Annotated in this window: 17 protein-coding genes; 11 read left to right on the top strand and 6 right to left on the bottom strand. The window is 71.5% G+C overall.

Features of this window, described 5'->3' with window-relative positions; all coding sequences use genetic code 11:
* Window positions 1–83: 83 nt before the first annotated feature.
* Window positions 84–1,082, top strand: a complete 999-nt coding sequence (locus CP969_RS20330) for an endonuclease/exonuclease/phosphatase family protein (protein ID WP_016825424.1) — start codon at window positions 84–86, stop codon at window positions 1,080–1,082.
* Window positions 1,083–1,151: 69 nt separating this feature from the next.
* On the opposite strand, the gene snpA is transcribed toward CP969_RS20330, so the two are convergent.
* Window positions 1,152–1,823 (bottom strand): snapalysin, encoded by a 672-nt coding sequence (gene snpA, locus CP969_RS20325; RefSeq protein WP_004985731.1) that lies wholly within the window; start codon window positions 1,821–1,823, stop codon window positions 1,152–1,154.
* A 200-nt stretch (window positions 1,824–2,023) separates the two neighbouring features.
* Here snpA and CP969_RS20320 point away from each other — a divergent pair, with 200 nt between their 5' ends.
* Window positions 2,024–2,965 (top strand): LysR family transcriptional regulator, encoded by a 942-nt coding sequence (locus tag CP969_RS20320; protein ID WP_004985733.1) that lies wholly within the window; start codon window positions 2,024–2,026, stop codon window positions 2,963–2,965.
* 67 nt (window positions 2,966–3,032) lie between these two features.
* Here CP969_RS20320 and CP969_RS20315 read toward each other — a convergent pair whose 3' ends face one another.
* Window positions 3,033–5,102 (bottom strand): PhoX family protein, encoded by a 2,070-nt coding sequence (locus CP969_RS20315; RefSeq protein ID WP_026085035.1) that lies wholly within the window; start codon window positions 5,100–5,102, stop codon window positions 3,033–3,035.
* Window positions 5,103–5,379: 277 nt separating this feature from the next.
* Here CP969_RS20315 and CP969_RS20310 point away from each other — a divergent pair, with 277 nt between their 5' ends.
* From CP969_RS20310 to CP969_RS20300, 3 genes are all read left to right on the top strand, one after another.
* Entirely contained in the window at window positions 5,380–7,158 is a 1,779-nt protein-coding gene (locus tag CP969_RS20310; protein WP_016825426.1) for a VWA domain-containing protein, read from the top strand.
* Between the two features lie 129 nt (window positions 7,159–7,287).
* A complete protein-coding gene (gene metG / locus CP969_RS20305; RefSeq protein WP_016825427.1) occupies window positions 7,288–8,904 on the top strand; it encodes a methionine--tRNA ligase in 1,617 nt (538 codons plus the stop codon).
* A gap of 120 nt (window positions 8,905–9,024) precedes the next feature.
* Window positions 9,025–9,390, top strand: coding sequence for a PH domain-containing protein (locus tag CP969_RS20300; protein ID WP_004985738.1), 366 nt, complete (start codon window positions 9,025–9,027; stop codon window positions 9,388–9,390).
* A 75-nt stretch (window positions 9,391–9,465) separates the two neighbouring features.
* On the opposite strand, the gene aspS is transcribed toward CP969_RS20300, so the two are convergent.
* The gene (gene aspS / locus CP969_RS20295) at window positions 9,466–11,229 is read right to left on the bottom strand and encodes an aspartate--tRNA ligase (protein WP_004985740.1); all 1,764 of its coding nucleotides are present in this window, start codon (window positions 11,227–11,229) and stop codon (window positions 9,466–9,468) included.
* A 167-nt stretch (window positions 11,230–11,396) separates the two neighbouring features.
* Between aspS and CP969_RS20290 the strand changes: the two genes are divergently transcribed.
* Window positions 11,397–13,538, top strand: a complete 2,142-nt coding sequence (locus tag CP969_RS20290) for an ATP-binding SpoIIE family protein phosphatase (protein ID WP_026085036.1) — start codon at window positions 11,397–11,399, stop codon at window positions 13,536–13,538.
* 186 nt (window positions 13,539–13,724) lie between these two features.
* Here the strand turns inward: CP969_RS20290 and CP969_RS20285 are convergent, their stop codons facing one another.
* Both CP969_RS20285 and CP969_RS20280 read right to left on the bottom strand, forming a co-directional pair.
* The gene (locus CP969_RS20285; protein ID WP_004985746.1) at window positions 13,725–14,696 is read right to left on the bottom strand and encodes a pirin family protein; all 972 of its coding nucleotides are present in this window, start codon (window positions 14,694–14,696) and stop codon (window positions 13,725–13,727) included.
* 179 nt (window positions 14,697–14,875) lie between these two features.
* Complete coding sequence (locus CP969_RS20280) at window positions 14,876–15,340, bottom strand: SseB family protein (protein ID WP_004985747.1); 465 nt, start codon at window positions 15,338–15,340, stop codon at window positions 14,876–14,878.
* A 162-nt stretch (window positions 15,341–15,502) separates the two neighbouring features.
* Between CP969_RS20280 and CP969_RS20275 the strand changes: the two genes are divergently transcribed.
* The 4 genes from CP969_RS20275 (at window position 15,503) to CP969_RS20260 (ending at window position 19,800) form a co-directional block, all read left to right on the top strand.
* Window positions 15,503–17,329 carry an acyl-CoA dehydrogenase gene (locus CP969_RS20275; protein ID WP_016825430.1) on the top strand — a complete coding sequence of 609 codons (1,827 nt, stop codon included), beginning with the start codon at window positions 15,503–15,505 and terminating at the stop codon, window positions 17,327–17,329.
* Between the two features lie 108 nt (window positions 17,330–17,437).
* Window positions 17,438–18,736: a M18 family aminopeptidase gene (locus tag CP969_RS20270; RefSeq protein ID WP_004985758.1), complete on the top strand. Its 1,299-nt coding sequence runs from the start codon at window positions 17,438–17,440 to the stop codon at window positions 18,734–18,736.
* 105 nt (window positions 18,737–18,841) lie between these two features.
* Entirely contained in the window at window positions 18,842–19,093 is a 252-nt protein-coding gene (locus CP969_RS20265) for a DUF6458 family protein (RefSeq protein ID WP_016825431.1), read from the top strand.
* Window positions 19,094–19,305: 212 nt separating this feature from the next.
* Window positions 19,306–19,800: an LURP-one-related/scramblase family protein gene (locus tag CP969_RS20260; protein ID WP_016825432.1), complete on the top strand. Its 495-nt coding sequence runs from the start codon at window positions 19,306–19,308 to the stop codon at window positions 19,798–19,800.
* 27 nt (window positions 19,801–19,827) lie between these two features.
* Here the strand turns inward: CP969_RS20260 and CP969_RS20255 are convergent, their stop codons facing one another.
* The gene (locus CP969_RS20255) at window positions 19,828–20,622 is read right to left on the bottom strand and encodes a carbon-nitrogen family hydrolase (protein ID WP_004985764.1); all 795 of its coding nucleotides are present in this window, start codon (window positions 20,620–20,622) and stop codon (window positions 19,828–19,830) included.
* Between the two features lie 179 nt (window positions 20,623–20,801).
* Between CP969_RS20255 and CP969_RS20250 the strand changes: the two genes are divergently transcribed.
* Entirely contained in the window at window positions 20,802–21,626 is an 825-nt protein-coding gene (locus tag CP969_RS20250) for a maleylpyruvate isomerase family mycothiol-dependent enzyme (protein WP_004985768.1), read from the top strand.
* The last annotated feature ends 101 nt before the right edge of the window (window positions 21,627–21,727 follow it).

Below are 21,727 nucleotides of genomic sequence, written 5' to 3'. Positions count from 1 at the left end.
CGTCCGCGGCAACCCCCCGCCGCCCTCCTTCGTCCTTGAGGGAGGATTCGGGCATCCCATCCGCGAGCGGAAGGCCGGGACCTTTGGACACTGCGACTGCCGAGTGGACGGACGGGAGCGGGACCGGGCGGCGGGACGGAAGGCGGCGGCCGGCCGCCTGGTGCGCGGCGCTGCTGTTCGCCGGGGTGAGCGTGGTCGTCGGCTGCCGGGCCGCCGACACCGACGGCGTCACCCCCGTGCCGCAGCTCCTCGCCTTCCTGCCCTGGCTGCTCGTGCCCACGGCCGCCGGGCTGCTGTTCACCCTGCGCGCCCGGTGGTGGACCGGCGCCGTGTGGGGCGTGGCCCTGCTCGGCCTGCTGGCCTGGTTCATCGAGCCGTACGGGAAGACCGGCGAGCCGACCGGGCCGCCCGTCGCCGGGCTGCGGGTGCTGACCTCGAACGTGGAGTTCGGGCGGGGCACCGGCTCCCTGATCGACGCCGTGCGCCGCGAGAAGCCCGACCTCGTGTTCGTCCAGGAGTGCGAGTACACCTGCGACGCCGCGCTGAAGCGGGAGCTGGCGGACGCCTATCCGCACCGGCGGGCCGTGGCGGGCGGGGGCTCCGAGGGCTCCGTCCTCCTCAGCCGCTTCCCGCTGGAAGCCGCCGAGGGCGTCCCCGGCACCATGGGCATGCCCGGCGCCGTCGCCGACGTCGACGGGCACGCCGTACGGCTCCAGCTCGCCCACCCCATGCCGCCGCTCCCCGGCCAGGAGGACCTCTGGCGGCGGGAGCTCGGCAGGCTGCGCGCCGCGGCCGCCGCCGACCCGGACACCCCGACCGTGCTCGCCGGGGACTTCAACGCCTCCCAGGACCACGCCGCCTTCCGCCGCATCCTCGACACCGGCCTGCGCGACGCGACCCGGCTGGACGGGGCCGACCGGACGCCGACCTGGCCGGCCCGCACCGCTCCGGCGTTCGGCGTCCAGATCGACCACGTCCTGGTGTCCGAGGAGTTCACCGCGCGCCGGGCCCGCTTCCTCGACCTCGCCGACACCGACCACCGCGCGCTGGTCGTCGACCTCACGCTGCACGCCCGCCGGTGACGCACCCGCGGGCCGCCCCGGGAGAGGGACGGCCCGCGACCGCGCACACGAGGCGCGCGAGGTCCGTTGCTACCGCGCGGACTTCTGCAGCGCCTTGTCCAGCGCGGCGGCGAAGCCGTTCGCCCACAGCTGGTTCACCCGGGACCGCTCCGCGGCGTTCGGGGTGGCGTTGGTGCAGGACGGGCCGGGCCCGCCGCCGGACATCAGCTCGCTGCACGGACCCGAGTAGTGGTCCGGCAGGCCGAGCACGTGGCCGGTCTCGTGCGCGGTCACGCGCGTGGAGTTGTAGACCTGGTTCTGCCGGTAGTCGAGGAAGATGTAGCCGCGTCCGTGGCCGTCGGTGGAGGCGTACGAGCCGCGCGGGTCGTTGCCCTCGCGGTACGAGAAGTCGGCGCCCGACGTGCCCGCCTGGAGTCTCACGTTCGACACCGAGCTGTTCCAGATCTGCGTGCTGCGGGCTATCTGCGTGGCGAACGTGGGCGCCTGGGAGGCGTTGTAGACGACCGTGACGGCCGCCGCGCTCGTCGGGTTGGCGGCGCGCTTCTCGGCCGCCGACTTCAGCACGGCCTCGAAGAAGGCGCGGTTGGCCGCGGCCTCCTCGGAGGAACCGGCGTAGGCGGCGAACGCGGCGCCGGCGTCCGGGGCTTCGGCGGCCGAGGCCGGTACGGCCGTACCGAGACCGAGGGCCGTGAGGCTCAGACCGGCGGCGGTGAGCACGGACAGGGGCATGCGCATGCGCATCGATGACTCCTTGAGGTGGGGGATGAGCCAGAGCGTCACCGGTGAGTGTCCGCGCCCGCACGGCGGCTGTGATGATGGCAACCGGCGATAAACCCGCGCTATCGCCCCCGGAGATACGCCTCCCTCTGCCCGACTCCGCCGGTTCGGCCGGGGTTTGTGTGTCTGGTGAAACCTGAACTTCCGCCTTACCCTCCCAGGGCATGGAGCTTGAGGTCAGGCACCTCAGGGCGCTGTGCGCCATCGCCGACACCGGCAGCCTGCACCGCGCCGCACGCCAACTCGGCGTGGCTCAGCCTTCGTTGAGCACCCAGTTGCGGCGCATCGAACAGGAGCTGGGCGGCACCCTGTTCGTCCGCACGCACACCGGCTGCCGCCCCACCCCGCTGGGCCGGCTGGTGCTCAGCCGCGCCCGCCCGCTCGTGGCCGAACTGAACTCCCTGGTCACCGAGGCCCGCGCCGCCGCCGTCGGCGGACGGCACCTGCGCATCGGTTCCACCGCCAGCCGGGCGCTGGCGGGCTGGTTGCGCCGACTGCGCCGGCACTGCCGGGAGCCCACCCTGCACATGGACGTCTCCGCCAACGCCCTGCTGCGCATGGTGGCCGACGGCCAGCTCGACGTGGCCTTCGTGCACGAGGTGGAGGGCTGCCCCCTGCGCATCCCCCCGACGCTCCGCACGCGCGTGCTCGTCGAGCGCGAACCGCAGTTCGTCTCCCTGCCGGCCGACCACCCGGCCGCCGGGCGCCCGGTCGTCCGCCTGTCCGACCTGGCCCGGGACCGCTGGATGATCGACCCGACGGTCGACGGCGAGTGGGACGCCGTGCGCCGCGTCCTGCGCGCCGCCGGCCTCGACCCCCCTGTCCTGCACGGCGACTACCACACCGCCGCGTCCCTGGTCGCCACCGGCGAGGTCGTCACCGTCTGCCAGCCGACCTCGCCCTCCCGACCCGAGACGGCGGTCCGCCGGCTGCACGGCGACCCGCTCGGGGTGCGGCTGCTGCTGGCGGCCCGGACCGACACGGAGCTGGCGGACGTCTATCCCGACCTGGCCGAGGCCTACCGGGAGGTGGCGCAACAGGCGCCGGCGTACCGGGAGTGGCTGGAGCGCGGCGGGTCGGGGGCACCCGCTCCAGCCCTCCCGTGACGGCACGCGTACCCCGGGACGGAACGCGGGAACACCGGGGCGCCGGGACCCCGGCGCCTCCCGGGCGTCAGACGCCGATGTCCCGCCCGTCCGCGCGCCACACCGCGACCACGGCGGGGCGGACGTGGCGGCCGGGACCGTCGGGCCAGGTGCTGGCGGGCTTCTCCACCGACGCCCCGTCCACCTCACCCGGGTGCTGCACGGCGACCAGCACGCGCCGGTCCTGGATGACCGGGCCGCAGGTCTCCGCGCCCCTCGGCACGGTCAGGAACTGCTTCAGCTCACCGCGCCGGCTTCCGCGCGTGGCGACGCCGAACAGGCCGTCGTGGGAGCCGAGGGCACTGCCGTCGGTGGAGATCCACAGGTTGCCGTGGGCGTCGAAGGCGACGTTGTCCGGGCAGGAGATCGGGCTGACGGAGTCCTTCGGGAACCCGGCGAAGTAGGTCGCCGGGTCCTCCGGGTCGCCCGCGACCAGGAACAGCGACCAGGCGAACTTCGTGCTCTCCGGCCGGTTCCAGCGCTCGGTCAGCTCCAGGACGTGACCGTGCTTGTTGGCGTTGCGCGGGTTGGCCTCGTCCGCCCCCGGGTTCGAGCCGACCCCGCGGTTGGAGTTGTTGGTGAGGGCGACGTAGACCTTGCCGGTGACCGGGTTGGGCTCGATGTCCTCGGGACGGTCCATCTTGGTGGCGCCCACCTTGTCGCCGGCCAGCCGCGTGAAGACGAAGACCTCCTCGGCGGTCATGCCCTCGACGTGCGAGACGGCGCCGTCGGCGGTGGCGGTGGCCAGCGGGATCCACTGACCGCTGCCGTCGAACTCGCCGTCCTTCGGCAGCTTGCCGGTGCCGTCGATCTCGATGGCCGGGGAGTCGCCGGTCAGCTTGGCGACGTACAGCGTGCCCTCGTCGAGCAGCGTCAGGTTGTGCTCGCGGGCGGAGCGGCTGTTGCCGGGCCGCATCCGCTTGCTGCCGACGAACTTGTAGAAGTAGTCGAACCGCTCGTCGTCCCCGGAGTACACGACCGGGCGCCCGTCGTGCGTCAGCCGCACGGTCGCGGCCTCGTGCTTGAACCGGCCGAGCGCGGTGCGCTTGCGCGGGACGGAGTCCGGGTCGTACGGGTCGAGCTCGACGACGTACCCGAAGCGGTGCACCTCGTTCGGCTCCTGGGCGAGGTCGAACCGCTTGTCGAACCGCTCCCACTTGCGCTCGGTGGTGCCGGTGCCGATCCCGTACCGCTTGTCGGTCGCCCGGCTGCCGTGGGCGAAGTACTGGTTGAAGTTCTCCTCGGCGTGCAGGGTCGTGCCCCACGGGGTGGTGCCGCCCGCGCAGTTGTTGAGGGTGCCGCGCACCTTGGTGCCGCTCGGGTCGGCGGAGGTCTTCACCAGGTCGGCCCCGGCGACGGGCCCGGTGAGCCGGAACTCGGAGGTGGCGGTCAGGCGCCGGTTGAGGGGGTGCCGGGTGACGGGCGTCAGCTTCCCGCTGCGGTGGTCCTCCTCCACCGCGACCACCGCCAGCCCGTGCGCGGCCCAGGCGATCTCCACCTGCTCCCGGGTGGGGTTCTCGGAGTCGTAGCCCCGGAACATGAGGATCTCGTCGGTGTACTCGTGGTTGGCGACGAGCAGCTGCCGGCCGCGCTCGCCCTTCAGGGGCATCAGCGCCAGGAAGTCGCAGTTGTAGCCGAACTGCCCGGCCTGCGCCGCGGCGGTCTGCTTCTCCGGGTCGAAGGCGGGCGCGCCGCGCAGGATGGGCTCGCCCCAGCGGATGACGACGTTCTGCCGGTAGCCCTCCGGCACGGTGACGGCGTCGGCGGTGTTGGGCGCAACGGGCGTGAACCGCAGCCCGCGGGCGCCCTCGGGCTTGCGGGGGCCGCCCTGGGCGGCGGGCGCCGCCTGCGCCTCGGGCGCGCCCGCGACGCCGACCGCGCCGGCACCGGCCGCGGCGACGGTGACGACGGCGGCGGCCCGCATCACGGACCGCCGGCTGAGGGCACCGGCGATGACGTCGCCGACGTACTCGTTGGAGCTGGTGTTGGGCACCTCATGGAAGCAGGCGTCACCACACCGGAAACGACAGGTCATGGCGGACCGGCCTCCGGGGTGCGAACCGGACGGCGTTCCGATCAACGGGAGCAGCTTGCGCACGTGTTCTCTCCTTGGGTGCCCAGGGTGTCAGCGTGACCGTAGGAGCACATATGTGCGGTAGTCGGGCGTCCGGATGAACGGCGAGTGAACCTGCGACGGCACCAAGGGAGTTGCGCGGACCGACCGTCCCGGACCGGCGGCAGGCCGGATGCCGCCCTTGACAGGCGCGTCGTCGGAGCCGTGACCCTGCCCAAGATCGTCCGCGGAGGCCGCTAACCTTACGTGTCCGTCCTGGCCAGGGATCGACGGGCATCAACTCACGCGAAGGGTTGCGCACATGGGCATTCTCACTCTCTTGCGGAACGCGTTCGGACGATCACGCAAAGCGAAGACCGCCGAGGCGGAGGGTGCGGCGCAGGCCGCCGAGACGACGGAGGGCACGGCCACGACGGCGTCGCCCGAGCCGTCCCCGGAGCCCGCCGCGGACACGCCCGCGGCCCCGAAGCTCCCGTCGCCGTCCCCCGAGCCCACGCCGCCCTCCCGCACGGCCTCCGTCCCGGAGCCCCGCGAGGAGCACGACCTCGTCGCCGCGGCCTTCGCCAACGTGTCGGTGCCGAAGCCCACCCCCTCGGACGACCGCCCGGCCCCGACGGCCCCCGCCGGGGAGACCCCGGCCGCGCCGGAGGAAACGACCCCGGAACCCGAGGCCACTCCGACTCCGGAACCCGAGACCGCCCCGACCCCGGCTCCCGAGCCGGAGACCCCGGCCTCCCCCGAGCCCGAGGCGAAGCCGGAGGCGGCGGCCGAAGCCACCCCCGAACCCGAGACGAAGCCGGAACCGGCCGCCGAAGCCACCCCGGAACCTGAGCCCGAGGCAAAGCCGGAGGCGGCAGCCGAAACGACCCCCGAGCCCGAGCCCGAGGCGAAGCCGGAACCCGAAACGACCCCGGAACCGGCAGCCGAAACCGAGCCCGAGGCGAAGCCGGAGGCGGCATCCGAAGCCACCCCCGAGCCCACCCCGGAACCGGTCACCGAAACCGAGCCCGAACCCAAGGCGGAGCCGGAGGCGGCATCCGAAACGACCCCGGAACCCGAACCCGAGGCGAAGCCCGAACCGACCGCCGAAACCACCCCGGAACCTGAGCCCGAGGCGAAGCCCGAACCCGAGCCCACCCCGGAACCCGAACCCGAGGCGAAGCCCGAACCGGCCGCCGAAAGCACCTCCGAGCCCGAGCCCGAGCCTGGGCCCGCAGCCGCCGACGGCGAGGACGCCCCACAGGCACCCCCCGCACCCGACGACGAAAGCCGCACGGGTGGTGCGGGTGGGAACACCACCCCGGCCGAAGGCGAAGCCGAGGCCGAAGCCCCACCCACGCCCGCCGCAGACGAAGCCGCTCCCAAGAGCGAGGACACCCCCGAGCCCGCCGCAGGCGAACCCGCCCCCGAGGCCGAGGACACCCCCGAGCCCGCCGCAGGCGACCTCACCCCCCTCCTCGCCACCGCCCACGAGGCCGCCGGCGCCGCCCTCGAGAAGAACGGCCTCACCGGCACCCGCGCCAAGGTCTACCTCGTGCTCGACCGCTCCGCCTCCATGCGCCCGTACTACAAGGACGGCTCCGCCCAGGCCCTCGCCGAGCAGACCCTCGCCCTCGCCGCCCACCTCGACCCCGAGGCCACGGTCAAGGTCGTCTTCTTCTCCACCGAGCTCGACGGCACCGGCGAGCTCACCCTCACCGACCACGAGAACAAGATCGACACCCTGCACGCCTCCCTCGGCCGCATGGGCCGTACCAGCTACCACGCGGCCGTGGCGGAGGTCCTCGCCCTCCACGACAAGAGCGCCGCCGGCCCCGACACCCCCGCCCTGGTGGTCTTCCAGACGGACGGCGCCCCCGACGCGAAGACCCCGGCCACCCAGGCCCTCACCGAGGCCGCCAAGACCCACCCCGCGGTCTTCTTCTCCTTCGTCGCCTTCGGGGACCCGGAGAACAAGGCCTTCGACTACCTCCGCAAGCTCAAGGCACCCAACACGGCCCACTTCCTCGCCGGCGAGACCCCGAAGGAGCTCACCGACCGGGAGCTCTACGAGGCCGTCCTGGCGTCCTGGCGCCCGTAGGGACACCGCGGAACCGCGGAGCACACGCGACACCCCCCGGGGGGTGGACGAGCAGGGCACCGGAAGCCCCTCGTCCACCCCCCGAAACGCATGTGAGTCGATCTCTGCGCGACCAGTAGGATTTCGCCCATGGCGGCCACTGGATCCGAGAAGCAAGGGGCGAAGGCGTACTACGTCTCGACCCCCATCTACTACGTCAACGACGCTCCTCACCTGGGCCACGCCTACACGACCGTCGCAGGCGACGTGCTCACCCGCTGGCACCGTCAGCGTGGCGAGAAGGTGTGGTTCCTCACCGGCACGGACGAGCACGGTCAGAAGATCATGCGCACCGCGGAGGCGAACGGCGTCAGCCCGCAGGAGTGGGCGGACAAGCTCGTCACCGAGTCCTGGGAGCCCCTCTGGGCGCACCTGGAGATCGCGAACGACGACTTCATCCGCACCACGCAGAAGCGGCACACCGACCGCGTCCAGGAGTTCGTCCAGGATCTCTACGACAAGGGTGAGATCTACAAGGGCGGCTACGAGGGCCCGTACTGCGTGGGCTGCGAGGAGTACAAGCTCCCCGGCGAGCTGCTCGACGGCGAGGGCGAGTACGCGGGCCAGAAGCTGTGCCCGATCCACAAGAAGCCGGTGGAGATCCTCAGCGAGGAGAACTACTTCTTCAAGCTGAGCGAGTACGGCGACAAGCTGCTCGCCCACTACGAGGCCAACCCGGGCTTCATCCAGCCCGAGTCCGCCCGCAACGAGGTCGTGAACTTCGTCCGCCAGGGCCTGCAGGACCTGTCCATCTCCCGCTCGACGTTCGACTGGGGCGTGCCGGTCCCCTGGGACGACAAGCACGTCATCTACGTGTGGGTCGACGCGCTGCTGAACTACGCCACCGCGGTCGGCTACAACGAGAACCCGGAGAAGTTCGAGGAGACCTTCCCCGCCGACGTCCACCTGGTCGGCAAGGACATCCTGCGCTTCCACGCGGTCATCTGGCCGGCCATGCTGATGGCGCAGGGCCTCCCCCTCCCCGGGAAGGTCGCCGCGAACGGCTGGCTGATGGTCGGCGGCGAGAAGATGAGCAAGTCCAACCTGACCGGCATCAAGCCGCAGGACCTGACCTCGCACTTCGGGGTGGACGCGTACCGCTGGTACTTCCTGCGCGCCATCGCCTTCGGCCAGGACGGCTCCTTCTCCTGGGAGGACTTCTCCGCCCGCTACACCAGCGAGCTGGCCAACGACTACGGCAACCTCGCCTCCCGCGTGGCGGCCATGGTCGGCAAGTACTTCGGCGGCGAGCTGCCGGAGGCGACGGCGTCCGGTGACGCGGAGAAGGCCGTCCGCGACGGCCTGGCGAAGGCCGTCGCGGAGGCCGACCGGAAGATCGGCGACGAGCTGGACTTCCAGGGCGGCATCCTGGCCGTCTTCGACTTCGTCAAGCAGGTCAACGGCTACATCACCGAGCAGGAGCCCTGGAAGGTCGCGAAGGACACCTCCGACGAGGGCAAGGCCCGCCTCGCGACGATCCTCTACACGGCGGCGGAGTCGCTCCGCGCGGTGGCGGTCCTCCTCAACCCGGTCATGCCGGAGACCTCGCAGAAGCTCTGGGACTCCCTCGGCGCCGAGGCGTCCCTCGGGGCCCTCGCGGACCAGAAGGTCCAGGAGGCCGGCACCTGGGGCCTGCTGCCCGTCGGCTCGACGGTCACCAAGGGCGCGGTCCTGTTCCCGCGTCTCGAGGAGAAGCCCGCCGCGTAACGCGCTCGCAACAGCAGGGGCCCGGGAGAAGCGGAACCTTCTCCCGGGCCCCTCGCTTTGCGAGGATCATCCGGAGGCGGCCGCCCGGCCGCCGCCACTCACGTGGGGGGTTCTCGTTCCATGGCACTCTTCGGCAACGCGCACACCGTCGACCCGGCGCAGGCACAGCAGGACTACGCCCGTCTGCTGGGCCACGGCGAGCAGGTGCACGCCGCGTTCCTGCTGATCCGCGACACCATCCTGTTCACCGACCGCCGCCTGATCCTGGTCGACAAGCAGGGCATCACCGGCAAGAAGGTGGAGTACCACTCCATCCCGTACCGCAGCATCACCCACTTCGCGGTGGAGACCGCCGGCACCTTCGACCTCGACGCCGAACTGAAGATCTGGCTCTCGGGATCCCCGGCCCCCATCCAGAAGACCTTCACCAAGGGCGTCGACATCTACGAGGTCCAGGCCATCCTCACCCAGTTCGTGGCCCGCTGAGCCGTCCGCGTCCGTCGTGCACGACGGCGAGGGCCCGGAACCGGCATCGGTTCCGGGCCCCTTCCCCTGCCGGGCCTACTTCGGCTGCGGCTTGCGCACCGAGAGGTGCAGCTCCTTCAGACGCGACTCCTCCAGCTCGGTCGGGGCGCCCATCATCAGGTCCTGGGCGTTGCCGTTGAGCGGGAAGGCGATGGTCTCGCGGATGTTGGGCTCGTCGGCGAGCAGCATGACGATGCGGTCGACGCCGGGCGCGATGCCGCCGTGCGGCGGGGCGCCGAAGCGGAACGCGCGGAGCATGCCGGCGAACTTCTCCTCGACCGTCTCCCGGTCGTAACCCGCGATCTCGAAGGCCTTGAGCATGATCTCCGGCTCGTGGTTCCGGATCGCGCCGGAGGACAGCTCGACGCCGTTGCAGACGATGTCGTACTGCCAGCCCAGGATGTCCAGCGGGTCCTGGGTCTCCAGGGCCTCCAGGCCGCCCTGCGGCATCGAGAAGGGGTTGTGCGAGAAGTCGATCGCGCCGGTCTCCTCGTCCTTCTCGTACATCGGGAAGTCGACGATCCAGCAGAAGCGGAAGACGTTCTCCTCGAACTGCCCGGCCCGCTTGGCGGCCTCGACACGGACCGCGCCCATGATCTTCGAGACCTCGTCGAACTCGCCCGCGCCGAAGAACACGGCGTGGCCGGGGGCCAGGGAGAGCCGCTTGGTCAGCTCCGCGACGTTCTCCTCGGTGAGGAACTTCGCGATCGGGCCGGTCAGCGAGCCGTCCTCGCCGACCCGCACCCAGGCCAGGCCCTTCGCGCCCTGCGTGACCGCGAAGTCGCCGAGCTGGTCGAAGAACTTGCGGGGCTGGCCGGAGACGTCGGGTACCGGCAGCGCGCGCACGTGCTTGCCGGCGAACGCCTTGAACTCCGAGCCCTCGAAGAGGTCGGTGATGTCGACGAGCTCCAGCTTGGCGCGCAGGTCCGGCTTGTCGGAGCCGTACTTCAGCATCGCCTCGCGGAACGGGATCCGCGGGAACGGGGACGTCACATGGCGTCCGTTGCCGAACTCCTCGAAGAGCTCGGTCATCAGCTTCTCGATCGGCTGGAAGACGTCCTCCTGCTCGACGAAGCTCATCTCCACGTCGAGCTGGTAGAACTCGCCCGGCGAACGGTCCGCGCGGGCGTCCTCGTCCCGGAAGCAGGGCGCGATCTGGAAGTAGCGGTCGAAGCCGGAGATCATCAGCAGCTGCTTGAACTGCTGCGGGGCCTGCGGCAGCGCGTAGAACTTGCCCGGGTTGAGGCGCGAGGGGACCACGAAGTCACGGGCGCCCTCGGGAGAGGTGGCGCTCAGGATCGGCGTCGCCATCTCGTTGAAGCCCAGCGCCGTCATCTTCTGGCGGATCGCCGAGATGACCTGCGTACGCAGCATGATGTTGCGGTGCATGCGCTCGCGGCGCAGGTCCAGGAAGCGGTACTCCAGGCGCCGCTCCTCGTTGACACCGTCCTCGGCGTTGATCGTGAAGGGGAGCGGGGCCGCCTCGCCCAGCACCTCGACCACACCGACCTCGACCTCGACCTCACCGGTCGGCAGCTCGGGGTTGACGTTCTCCTCGCCGCGCGAGACGACCTTGCCGTCGACGCGGACCACCGTCTCCTTGGAGAGCTTGTCCAGCGCCTCGTACGCCTCCGTGCCCGGCCGGGCCACGAGCTGCGTGATGCCGTAGTGATCGCGCAGATCGATGAAGAGGATGCCGCCCAGGTCGCGCCGATTGTGCAGCCAGCCACTCAGCCGGACGTCGGTACCGACGTCAGAGGCGCGGAGCTCGCCGCAGGTGTGGGACCTGTACCGATGCATCGTCGTTCATCCAGTCTTCGCGGATCGGGGTCTTTGCTTCTCTTTGTTTCACGTGAAACTCCTCCCCAGCCTACCGGCCACCCCGTGTCCGCTTCCCCGCCATTACCGCTCGTGCCGGGGTGCTCCCTCAGTGGAACTTTTCGCCCTCATCTTCCTAAAGTGGGGCAATGCGCACTGGTGAGCCCTTGTCCTCCCTGGAGGACGTCCTCGCCGTCCTCGACACCGGCCTGTGGCACTGGGACACCGCGGCCGGGATGGTCACGGTCGACGCCGTGGCGGCACGGCTGCTCGGGCTCCCCGCCGAACGGACCACCCTCACGGAGGCCCAGGTCCGGTCCCGTCTGCACCCCGTCGACTGGAACGAGATCACCGGTGTGATCCGCCTCGCCGTCGCCGAGGGCACGCTCGCCGAGGTGCGGATCCGGATCATGGACGACCAGAACCGGGTCGTCCGGGTGGTGCGCAGCCGCTCCAAGCCCACCTTCGACCGCGTCCGCAAGTCCTACGTCCTGACCGGCACCCTCCAGGAGGTCGCCGAGCCCACGCCGGGCACGCCCGCCGGACGCAGTGCGGTCACCGGCGACTGGCGGCGGTCGCGGGAGGCGTTCCTGCTGGACGCGGGCCGGGCCCTGGCCGAGGCGCGGTCGACGCAGGAGGTGCTGCGGGTCGCCGCCAACCTGTCGATGCCGGGCTTCTCACCGGACGGACTGGCCGTCTTCGGCGTGGAGGGCGACCGGCTCACGATCATCGGCCACCACGGGCAGGAGCCCGGCGACGAGGGTCCGTTCACCTACCTGCCGCTGGACACGGACTATCCGGCCGCCGAGGTGGTGCGGACGGGCCGCGCGGTGTACCTCTCCTCCCCGGAGGAGTACAGGCGGCGCTACCCGCTCACCTGGCCGCTCGCCCAGCGCTTCGGCCGCCGGTCCTGGGCGTTCCTGCCGCTGACCGTGGCCGGGAACCCGATGGGCGCGTGGATGGCGGGCTTCACCTACCCGGTCGCGTTCACCCCCGACGAGCGCTCCGTGCTGACCACCGTGGCGCGCATGCTGGCCCAGGCGCTCTCCCGGGCGGGAACGGCCGAGACCGAGCGGGCGCTGACCGACGGGCTGCAGCGCTCGATGCTGCCCCGGCTCGGCCCGCAGCGCATTCCGGGCATGAGCGTGGCCGCCCGCTACGTCCCCACCGGCGGCGGGCTCCAGGTCGGCGGCGACTGGTACGACGTGATCCCGCTGCCGAACGGACGGTTCGCCCTGGTCATCGGGGACGTCCAGGGCCACGACGTACGGGCGGCCGGGCTGATGGGCCAGTTGCGCATAGCCCTGCGGGCGTACGCCGCCGAGGGCCACCGCCCGGACGCCGTGCTCTCCCGGGCCTCCCGCTTCCTGCACGGGCTCGGCGAGGCGGACCCCGCCGAGCTGCGCTTCGCGACCTGTCTGTACGTCGAGGTCGACCCCGCGAGCGGGGTGCTGGAGGTCGCCCGCGCCGGGCACCTGGACCCGGTGTTCCGCATGCCCGACGCGACGGTGCTGACCCGGCCGACGGCGGGCGGGCTGCCGCTGGGCATCGACCCGGACGCCGACTACCCCACCACCCGGCTGGTCCTGGAGTCCGGCGAGACCATGCTGATCTGCACGGACGGGCTGATCGAGACCGGCGGCCACGACCTGGACACCGGCCGGCGGCGGCTGCGCGGCATCCTCGAGGAGCACCGGGGCGATCTCGAGGAACTGGCCGAGGCCCTGGTGCAGGCGGTGCTCGGCCCTTCCTCGCACCACACCACCGGTCCGCTGATCGACCGCCGCGAGGACGACATCGCCGTGCTGCTGCTGTGCCGGCAGGGCGGGGGGAGCGTCTGCGGCGCGGAGACGGACACGGTACGGCCGCTGGTGCGCCGCACGATGCTGACGGTGGCCCAGGCCGAGCCCGAGCGGGTCGCGGCGGCCCGGCAGCAGTTGCGCGAGCTGCTGCACGACTGGTCGTCGCCGGACCAGGTGGACTCGGCGGTGCTGCTGCTGTCGGAGACGCTCACCAACGTCCTCGTGCACACCGACACCGACGCCCTGCTGGTCGCCGAGGTCACCGGCGGGCGGGGCGGGCGCCGGATGCGCATCGAGGTCACCGACGCCGGCGACGACCTCCCGCACCGGCGCAGACCGGGCGAGCTGGCGTCCTCCGGCCGCGGTCTGCTCCTGATCGAGCTCCTGGCCCACACCTGGGGGGTGGCCCCCCGCGGCGAGGGCAAGAGCATCTGGTTCGAGCTGTACGAGGCGGACGGGACCGGGCCCAACGGTGACGGGCCCGGCTGAGCGGCCGGGCCGCGGCCGGTCGCCCGGCCCGCGCGCGGGACCGCGGGCCGGGGTCGGGCACGATCGGCATCGCGAGCCCGTCGCCCTGAGGACCACCGCCCTGCCGTACCTCCGTGTACGCGTCCCCGCGTGAACGAGCCCCGTCCGGATCCGGACGGGGCTCGTTCACCGGGGTTCCGGCGGGCTCTACAGACCGCCCTCGGACATCCCGTGCACGGCCGGGACCGTGCCCAGGCGGCCCTTCTGGAAGTCCTCGAACGCCTGCTGGAGCTCCTCGCGGGTGTTCATCACGAACGGGCCGTAGTGGGCCATGGGCTCACGGATGGGCCGTCCGCCGAGGAGCACGACCTCGAGGTCCGGCGTGTGGGAGTCCTGCTTCTCGTCCGCACGGACGGTCAGCGAGGAACCGGTGCCGAAGACCGCGGTCTGCCCCAGGTGGATCGGGCGGCGCTCCGTGCCCACGGCGCCCCGGCCCGCCATGACGTAGGCCAGACCGTTGAAGTCCTCGCGCCAGGGGAGCGTGATCTCGGCGCCCGGCGCGAGCGTCGCGTGGACCATCGTGATCGGCGTGTGGGTGATGCCCGGGCCCTCGTGGCCGTCCAGCTCACCGGCGATGACCCGCAGCAGCGCGCCGCCGTCGGGGGAGGTGAGGAGCTGGACGCTGCCGCCCCGGATGTCCTGGTAGCGCGGCGCCATCATCTTGTCCTTGGCGGGGAGGTTCACCCAGAGCTGGAGCCCGTGGAAGAGTCCGCCGGACATGACGAGCTGCTCCGGCGGCGCCTCGATGTGCAGCAGGCCGGAGCCGGCCGTCATCCACTGGGTGTCGCCGTTGGTGATGCTGCCGCCACCGCCGTGGGAGTCCCGGTGGTCGAAGGCCCCGTCGATGATGTAGGTGACGGTCTCGAAGCCCCGGTGGGGGTGCCAGGGGGTGCCCTTGGGCTCGCCCGGCGCGTACTCCACCTCACCCATCTGGTCCATCATGATGAACGGGTCGAGATGGCGGTAGTTGATCCCGGCGAACGCCCGGCGCACCGGGAAGCCCTCGCCCTCGAAACCGCTGGGCGCGGTCGTGACGGCGAGCACGGGACGCGCCACGGCCTCGGCCGGTGCGGTCACGCGGGGCAGCGTCAACGGGTTCTCGACGGTCACTGCGGGCATGTCGGTACCTCCTCGTGTACGACCACTTTAGTTGAGCGTTGAACTTTCTGCCACCTCAAACCGAGAAAGCCCGGAGGGCATTCCCTCCGGGCTCGGTGTGGGCGTCGCACGGGTCGGCGGACCGCACGGCACGGCCGTCCGGCCGTCCGGTACTCCGGTCGTCCGCGGGGCAACGGCGGCTAGCCGTACATCCGGCGCATCGCGAAGTCGACCATCTGCTCCACGGCCTTCGCGTCGAACACCATCCGGTGCTCGCCCTCCATGTCGAGCACGAAGCCGTAGCCGGTCGGCAGCAGGTCGATCACCTCGGCGCCGGTGATCACGAAGTACTTGGACTCCTTGCCCGCGTACCGCCGCAGCTCCTTGAGCGAGGTGAACATCGGGATCACCGGCTGCTGGGTGTTGTGCAGGGCGAGGAACCCGGGGTTGTCGCCGCGCGGGCAGTACACCTTGGACGTCGCGAAGATCTGCTGGAAGTCCTCGGCGGCCATCTGGCCCGTGGTGAACGCGCGCACCGCGTCCGCGAGCGAGGGCGGGGACGGCTCGGGATACAGCGGCGCCTGCTGTCCGTACCCGCCCGGCATCTGCTGCTGCGGCGGGACGTAACCCTGCTGTGCCCCTGCGTTCTGGTCGTAGCCGTACATGGCGCACAGACTACTGACCCCGCGGGAGGGGTGGGTCACAGATGTCCGGATCGGGGTTGCTTCTTATTACCGACGGGTAGCATCATCGGAGTTACTTGTTGGTACGTGAAGTAGTGCGAGGAGTCAGTGCCTCGCCGATCCCTCTCAAACGGAGCCGTCGCCATGGGGCACTACAAGTCGAATCTCCGCGACATCGAGTTCAACCTCTTCGAAGTACTCGGACGCGACAAGCTGTACGGCACGGGTCCGTTCGAGGAGATGGACGTCGACACCGCGAAGAGCATCCTCGAGGAGCTGACCCGCCTCTCGGAGAACGAGCTGGCCGAGTCCTTCGCCGACGCCGACCGCAACCCGCCGGTCTTCGACCCCGAGACCAGCACCGCGCCGGTCCCGGCGTCCTTCAAGAAGAGCTACCAGGCCTTCATGGACTCCGAGTACTGGCGCCTGGGCCTGCCCGAGGAGATCGGCGGCACCACCGCTCCCCGCTCCCTCATCTGGGCCTACGCCGAGCTCATCCTCGGCGCCAACCCGGCCGTGTGGATGTACTCCTCCGGCCCGGCCTTCGCCGGCATCCTCTTCGAGGAGGGCAACGAGGTCCAGAAGCACATCGCGAAGTTCGCCACCGAGAAGCAGTGGGGCTCCACGATGGTGCTCACCGAGCCGGACGCCGGCTCGGACGTCGGCGCCGGCCGCACCAAGGCGGTCCAGCAGGAGGACGGCTCCTGGCACATCGAGGGCGTGAAGCGCTTCATCACCTCCGGTGAGCACGACATGTCGGAGAACATCCTCCACTACGTGCTCGCGCGTCCCGAGGGCGCCGGCCCCGGCACCAAGGGCCTGTCCCTCTTCCTCGTCCCGAAGTACCTGTTCGACTTCGAGACCGGCGAGCTGGGCGAGCGCAACGGCGTCTACGCCACGAACGTCGAGCACAAGATGGGCCTGAAGGCCTCCAACACCTGCGAGATGACGTTCGGCGACCGGCACCCCGCCAAGGGCTGGCTGATCGGCGACAAGCACGACGGCATCCGCCAGATGTTCCGCATCATCGAGTTCGCCCGCATGATGGTCGGCACGAAGGCGATCTCCACCCTCTCCACCGGCTACCTCAACGCGCTGGAGTACGCCAAGGAGCGCGTCCAGGGTCCCGACCTGGCGAACTTCATGGACAAGTCCGCGCCCAAGGTCACCATCACCCACCACCCCGACGTGCGCCGCTCGCTGATGACGCAGAAGGCGTACGCGGAGGGCATGCGCGCCCTGGTGATGTACACCGCCTCGATCCAGGACGCCATCCAGGTCAAGGAGGCGAACGGCGAGGACGCGTCCGCCGACCACGCGCTGAACGACCTGCTCCTGCCGATCGTCAAGGGCTACGGCTCCGAGAAGGCCTACGAGCAGCTCGCCCAGTCGCTGCAGACCTTCGGCGGCTCCGGCTTCCTGCAGGAGTACCCGATCGAGCAGTACATCCGCGACTCCAAGATCGACACCCTGTACGAGGGCACCACCGCCATCCAGGGCCAGGACTTCTTCTTCCGGAAGATCGTCCGCAACCAGGGCGCGGCCCTGAACTCGCTGGCCGAGGACATCAAGAAGTTCCTCGCCCTCGGCACCGGCGGCGAGGAGCTGGCCACCGCCCGCGAGCACCTGGCCAAGGCGGCCGTCGAGCTGGAGGCCATCGTCGGCCTGATGCTCACCGACCTCGCGGCCACCGAGCAGGACGTCAAGAACATCTACAAGGTGGGCCTGAACACCACCCGCCTGCTGATGGCCTCCGGTGACGTCGTCGTCGGCTACCTGCTGCTCAAGGGCGCCGCGGTGGCCGCCGAGAAGCTGGAGACCGCCTCCGCCAAGGACAAGGCGTTCTACCAGGGCAAGATCGCGGCGGCGAAGTTCTTCGCGGCCAACGTCCTGCCGGGCGTCACCGGCGCCCGCAAGCTCGCCGAGAACGTCGGGCTCGACCTGATGGAACTGGACGAGGCGGCCTTCTGAGGACACCGAGGACCCTCTCCGCCGAACCGCACGAGACGGCCTGAGACCGTACGAGGGCCCGCTCCCCGCACCGGGAAGCGGGTCCTCGTCCTCGTTAAGGTGAATCCCATGAGCGCACCCTCCCGCTTCGACCGCGGCCACACCGACGACCTGATGTCCTTCCTGGCGGCGAGTCCCACGCCGTACCACGCGGTGGCGCACGCCGCCGAACGGCTGGACAAGGCCGGCTTCCGGCAGGTCGCCGAGACGGACGCCTGGGACGGGACGAGCGGCGGCAAGTACGTCCTGCGCGGCGGCGCGATCGTGGCCTGGTACGTCCCCGAGGGCGCCGAGCCGCACACCCCCTTCCGCATCGTCGGCGCCCACACCGACTCCCCCAACCTGCGGGTCAAGCCCCGGCCCGACATCGGGGCGCACGGCTGGCGCCAGGCGGCGGTGGAGATCTACGGCGGCCCGCTGCTCAACTCCTGGCTCGACCGCGACCTGGGCCTGGCCGGCCGGCTGACCCTGCGGGACGGGTCCACCCGGCTGGTGAACGTCGACCGTCCGCTGCTGCGCGTCCCCCAGCTCGCCATCCACCTGGACCGCTCGGTCAACTCCGACGGCCTCAAACTCGACAAGCAGCGGCACCTCCAGCCCGTCTGGGGCATGGGCGACGACGTGCGCGACGGCGACCTCATCGCCTTCCTGGAGGAGACCTCGGGCATCCCCGCGGGCGAGGTCACCGGCTGGGACCTGATGGTCCACTCGGTGGAACCGCCGGCCTACCTGGGCCGCGACAAGGAACTGGTGGCCGGCCCGCGCATGGACAACCTGCTGTCCGTGCACGCCGGTACGGCCGCCCTCACGGCGGTCGCCGCGCACGGCGCGGACCTGCGGTACATCCCCGTCCTGGCCGCCTTCGACCACGAGGAGAACGGCTCCCAGTCCGACACCGGCGCGGACGGCCCGCTGCTCGGCGGCGTGCTGGAGCGCTCGGTGTTCGCCCGCGGCGGGTCCTACGAGGACCGGGCGCGCGCCTTCGCCGGCACCGTCTGCCTCTCCTCCGACACCGGCCACGCCGTCCACCCCAACTACGCGGAGCGGCACGACCCGACGCACCACCCGCGCGTCGACGGCGGCCCGATCCTCAAGGTCAACGTCAACAACCGCTACGCCACGGACGGTTCGGGCCGGGCCGTGTTCGCGGCGGCCTGCGAGAAGGCGGACGTCCCCTTCCAGTCGTTCGTCTCCAACAACTCCATGCCGTGCGGCACCACCATCGGCCCGATCACCGCCGCCCGGCACGGCATCCGGACCGTCGACATCGGCGTGGCCATCCTGTCGATGCACAGCGCGCGCGAACTGTGCGGCGCCAAGGACCCGTTCCTGCTGGCGAACGTGCTGGTGGCGTTCCTGGAGGGGTAGTCGCGGCAAGGCGGCCGCAGGCGGCCAACTCTCCAGCGCTGCATGGGTGATGCCCTCCCGGGTACCCGGAGGTGACCGGAAAGACCGGACAGGGAGGCGACACTCATGGGCCTCGGCGGATGCATCATCCTCATCGCCGTGGGAGCAATCCTCACGTTCGCGACCGACTGGGACATGCAGGGTGTCAACCTTGACCTCGTCGGCATCATCTTCATGATCGTCGGTCTGATCGGCGTCGCGACCTTCAGCAGCATCGCCCGGCGCAGGCGGGTCGTCGTACCGCCCGCCACGCCGGTCGTCGACGACCCGGCCCGGCCCCACACCCGCGACGGCTACGGCGACGGGTACGGGGTCTGACCGGACGCCCGTCCGGGCACCTCGGGCATCCGGGGCGCCCGGGCCGGCCGGCACCGGGGGCGGGCGACCCGTCCGGGCCGCCTCCTTCCGGGTGATCCGGTGGCCCGCGCCCCGGGGGCGGCCCCGCGGACGGGGCCGCGGTGCGCGACGGGACTCGACCCGTCGGCCTACCGGCGGCGTTTCACAGCCGGGTGCGGGGAAGTCCTGGTGCCATGAGATTCCTCGTACGCGACCGGATCCTCGGGATCGGGGACGACTACTGGATCGAGGACGACCGGGGCAACCGGGTCTTCCTCGTCGACGGCAAGGCCCTGCGGCTGCGGGACACCTTCGAGCTGAAGGACGCCCAGGGCCGGGTCCTCATCGACATCCGGCAGAAGATGTTCGCCCTGCGGGACACCATGGTGATCGAGCGGGGCGGCGAGACGCTGGCGACGGTCCGGCGCAAGCGGCTGTCCCTGCTGCGCAACCACTACCGGGTCTCCCTGGCGGACGACGGCACCGAACTGGACGTCAGCGGCAGGATCCTGGACCGGGAGTTCGCCGTCGAGCACGACGGCGAACTGCTCGCGGTGATCTCACGGCGGTGGCTGCACGTCCGGGACACCTACGGCGTCGACGTCGTACGGGAGGACGCGGACCCGGCGCTGCTGATCGCGGTGGCGGTGTGCGTGATCAACCTGGCGGAGAAGGAACGGGAGGGGTAGGCGCCCGCCCGCCGCCCGCCGGACGGGTCAGCGGTGCGGGCGGTCCAGGCCGAGGACCCGGTCCTTGAGGGCCGGGAAGCGTTCCCGGGTGCCCGCCACCGTCTTCGGGTCGAAGTCGACCGTGAGGACCTGCTCGCCGGGTCCGGCCTCGGCCAGGACCTCGCCCCAGGGATCGACCACGATCGAGTGGCCCGCCTGCGGGATCCCCGCGTGCGTCCCGGCCGTCCCGCACGCGAGGACGAAGGCCTGGTTCTCCACCGCCCGCGCCCGGGCCAGCAGCGTCCAGTGGGACCGGCGGCGCTCCGGCCAGCCCGCCGGGACGACGAAGGTCTCGGCGCCGGCGTCGACCAGGCCGCGGAAGAGCTCGGGGAAGCGGAGGTCGTAGCAGGTGGCCAGGCCCAGGGTGGTGTGCGGCAGGCGCACCGTCACCAGCGCGTCGCCCGCCCCCATCAGCACGGCCTCGCCCTTGTCGAAGCCGAAGCGGTGGATCTTGCGGTAGACGGCGGCCGTCTCACCGGAGGGGGAGAGGACGAGCGAGGTGTTGTAGAGGGTGCCGTCCGGGGCGCGTTCGGGGACGGAACCCGCGTGCAGCCACACGCCCGCGTCGCTCGCGGCCTCGGCCAGCGCCTCGTGGGTCGGCCCGTCGAGCGGTTCCGCCTCGCGCCCGAACCCCTCGTAGGCGAACGCGCCCGTGGTCCACAGCTCCGGCAGGACGACGAGATCGGCTCCGGCCTGCTCCCGTACCATCCCGGCGACCCGGCGCCGGCGTGATTCGACCGATTCGCCCTCGTTCACGGCGACTTGGAGCAGGGAAGCGCGCACAATACCACCGTCCTGGCATTCGACTCGTCCACACGGCCTACGATCGTCACACGAAAGCACTGCCGGGGTACCTCACAGCAGCGTAACTTAGCCCCCGAGACGCCCGCCGAGTGCAGCCACCGCCACTGGCACAGCCGCCACAACCTGCCCGTGTACCGACCGCCGAGGGGTCCCGTTCCGTGAGTCTGCATCCCACTCTCCAGCCCTACGCCGACGCCTGGACGCACTCCATCGAAGCGATATCCGAGCTGGTGCAGCCGCTCCCGGAGGCCGACTGGAACCGCCGGACGCCCTGCCCGGGGTGGTCGGTCCGCGACGTGGTCTCGCACGTCATCGGCCTGGACTCCGAGATGCTCGGCGACCCGCGCCCCATCCACACGCTGCCGCGCGACCTGTTCCACGTCACCAACGAGCACCAGCGCTACATGGAGATGCAGGTCGACGTGCGCCGCCACCACACGGCGCCGGAGATGACCTCCGAGCTGGAGTACATGATCATCCGCCGCAACCGCCAACTGCGCAACGAGTCGCGCGACCCGGGCACGAAAGTGCGCGGCCCGTTCGGCACGGACCTGACGCTGGAGGAGTCCATGCGCCGGCACGCCTTCGCCGTGTGGGTGCACGAGCAGGACCTGCGCGCCGCCCTCGGCAGCCCCGGCAACCTCGACTCCCCCGGCGCGCACGTCGCGCGGGACGTGCTGCTGGACGAACTGCCGCGCGTGGTGGCCCAGGACGCGCAGGCGCCGCGCAGCTCGGCCGTGGTCGTCGACGTCAGCGGGCCGGTGGAGTTCCTGCGCACGGTCCGCGTCGACATCCAGGGCCGCGGCACGCTGGAGACCGCCCCCGCGCTGGGCCCGGCCGCCACCCTCGCCCTGGACTGGGAGACCTACGTCCGCCTGGCCTGCGGCCGGGTGACGCCGGAGGCGGTGGCGGACCGGGTGAAGACGGAGGGCGACCCGGACCTGGCGGCGGCGATCCTGCGGCACTTCGTGCTGACGCAGTAGGAGCGGCGGGAAACGGGACGACGGAGGAGCGCCGGGCCGCAGCGGGGTCCGCCGCGACGGTGGCGGACGGCCGGCCGGGCACCCTCCCGGCCGGAAATTCC

It is taken from the genome of Streptomyces viridosporus T7A, from assembly GCF_008704515.1.
GTDB lineage: Bacteria > Actinomycetota > Actinomycetes > Streptomycetales > Streptomycetaceae > Streptomyces > Streptomyces viridosporus.
The sequence above is the reverse complement of the archived record's forward strand: the minus strand, read 5'-3'. Positions and strand labels throughout refer to the sequence as shown.

Excerpts from the sequence above, each read along its gene's own strand:
- snpA (WP_004985731.1), bottom strand. The coding sequence starts at position 1,823 with ATGCGCATGCGCATGCCCCTGTCCGTGCTCACCGCCGCCGGTCTGAGC.
- CP969_RS20320 (WP_004985733.1), top strand. The coding sequence starts at position 2,024 with ATGGAGCTTGAGGTCAGGCACCTCAGGGCGCTGTGCGCCATCGCCGAC.
- CP969_RS20310 (WP_016825426.1), top strand. The coding sequence starts at position 5,380 with ATGGGCATTCTCACTCTCTTGCGGAACGCGTTCGGACGATCACGCAAA.
- metG (WP_016825427.1), top strand. The coding sequence starts at position 7,288 with ATGGCGGCCACTGGATCCGAGAAGCAAGGGGCGAAGGCGTACTACGTC.
- CP969_RS20300 (WP_004985738.1), top strand. The coding sequence starts at position 9,025 with ATGGCACTCTTCGGCAACGCGCACACCGTCGACCCGGCGCAGGCACAG.
- aspS (WP_004985740.1), bottom strand. The coding sequence starts at position 11,229 with ATGCATCGGTACAGGTCCCACACCTGCGGCGAGCTCCGCGCCTCTGAC.
- CP969_RS20290 (WP_026085036.1), top strand. The coding sequence starts at position 11,397 with ATGCGCACTGGTGAGCCCTTGTCCTCCCTGGAGGACGTCCTCGCCGTC.
- CP969_RS20285 (WP_004985746.1), bottom strand. The coding sequence starts at position 14,696 with ATGCCCGCAGTGACCGTCGAGAACCCGTTGACGCTGCCCCGCGTGACC.
- CP969_RS20280 (WP_004985747.1), bottom strand. The coding sequence starts at position 15,340 with ATGTACGGCTACGACCAGAACGCAGGGGCACAGCAGGGTTACGTCCCG.
- CP969_RS20275 (WP_016825430.1), top strand. The coding sequence starts at position 15,503 with ATGGGGCACTACAAGTCGAATCTCCGCGACATCGAGTTCAACCTCTTC.
- CP969_RS20270 (WP_004985758.1), top strand. The coding sequence starts at position 17,438 with ATGAGCGCACCCTCCCGCTTCGACCGCGGCCACACCGACGACCTGATG.
- CP969_RS20265 (WP_016825431.1), top strand. The coding sequence starts at position 18,842 with ATGGGCCTCGGCGGATGCATCATCCTCATCGCCGTGGGAGCAATCCTC.
- CP969_RS20260 (WP_016825432.1), top strand. The coding sequence starts at position 19,306 with ATGAGATTCCTCGTACGCGACCGGATCCTCGGGATCGGGGACGACTAC.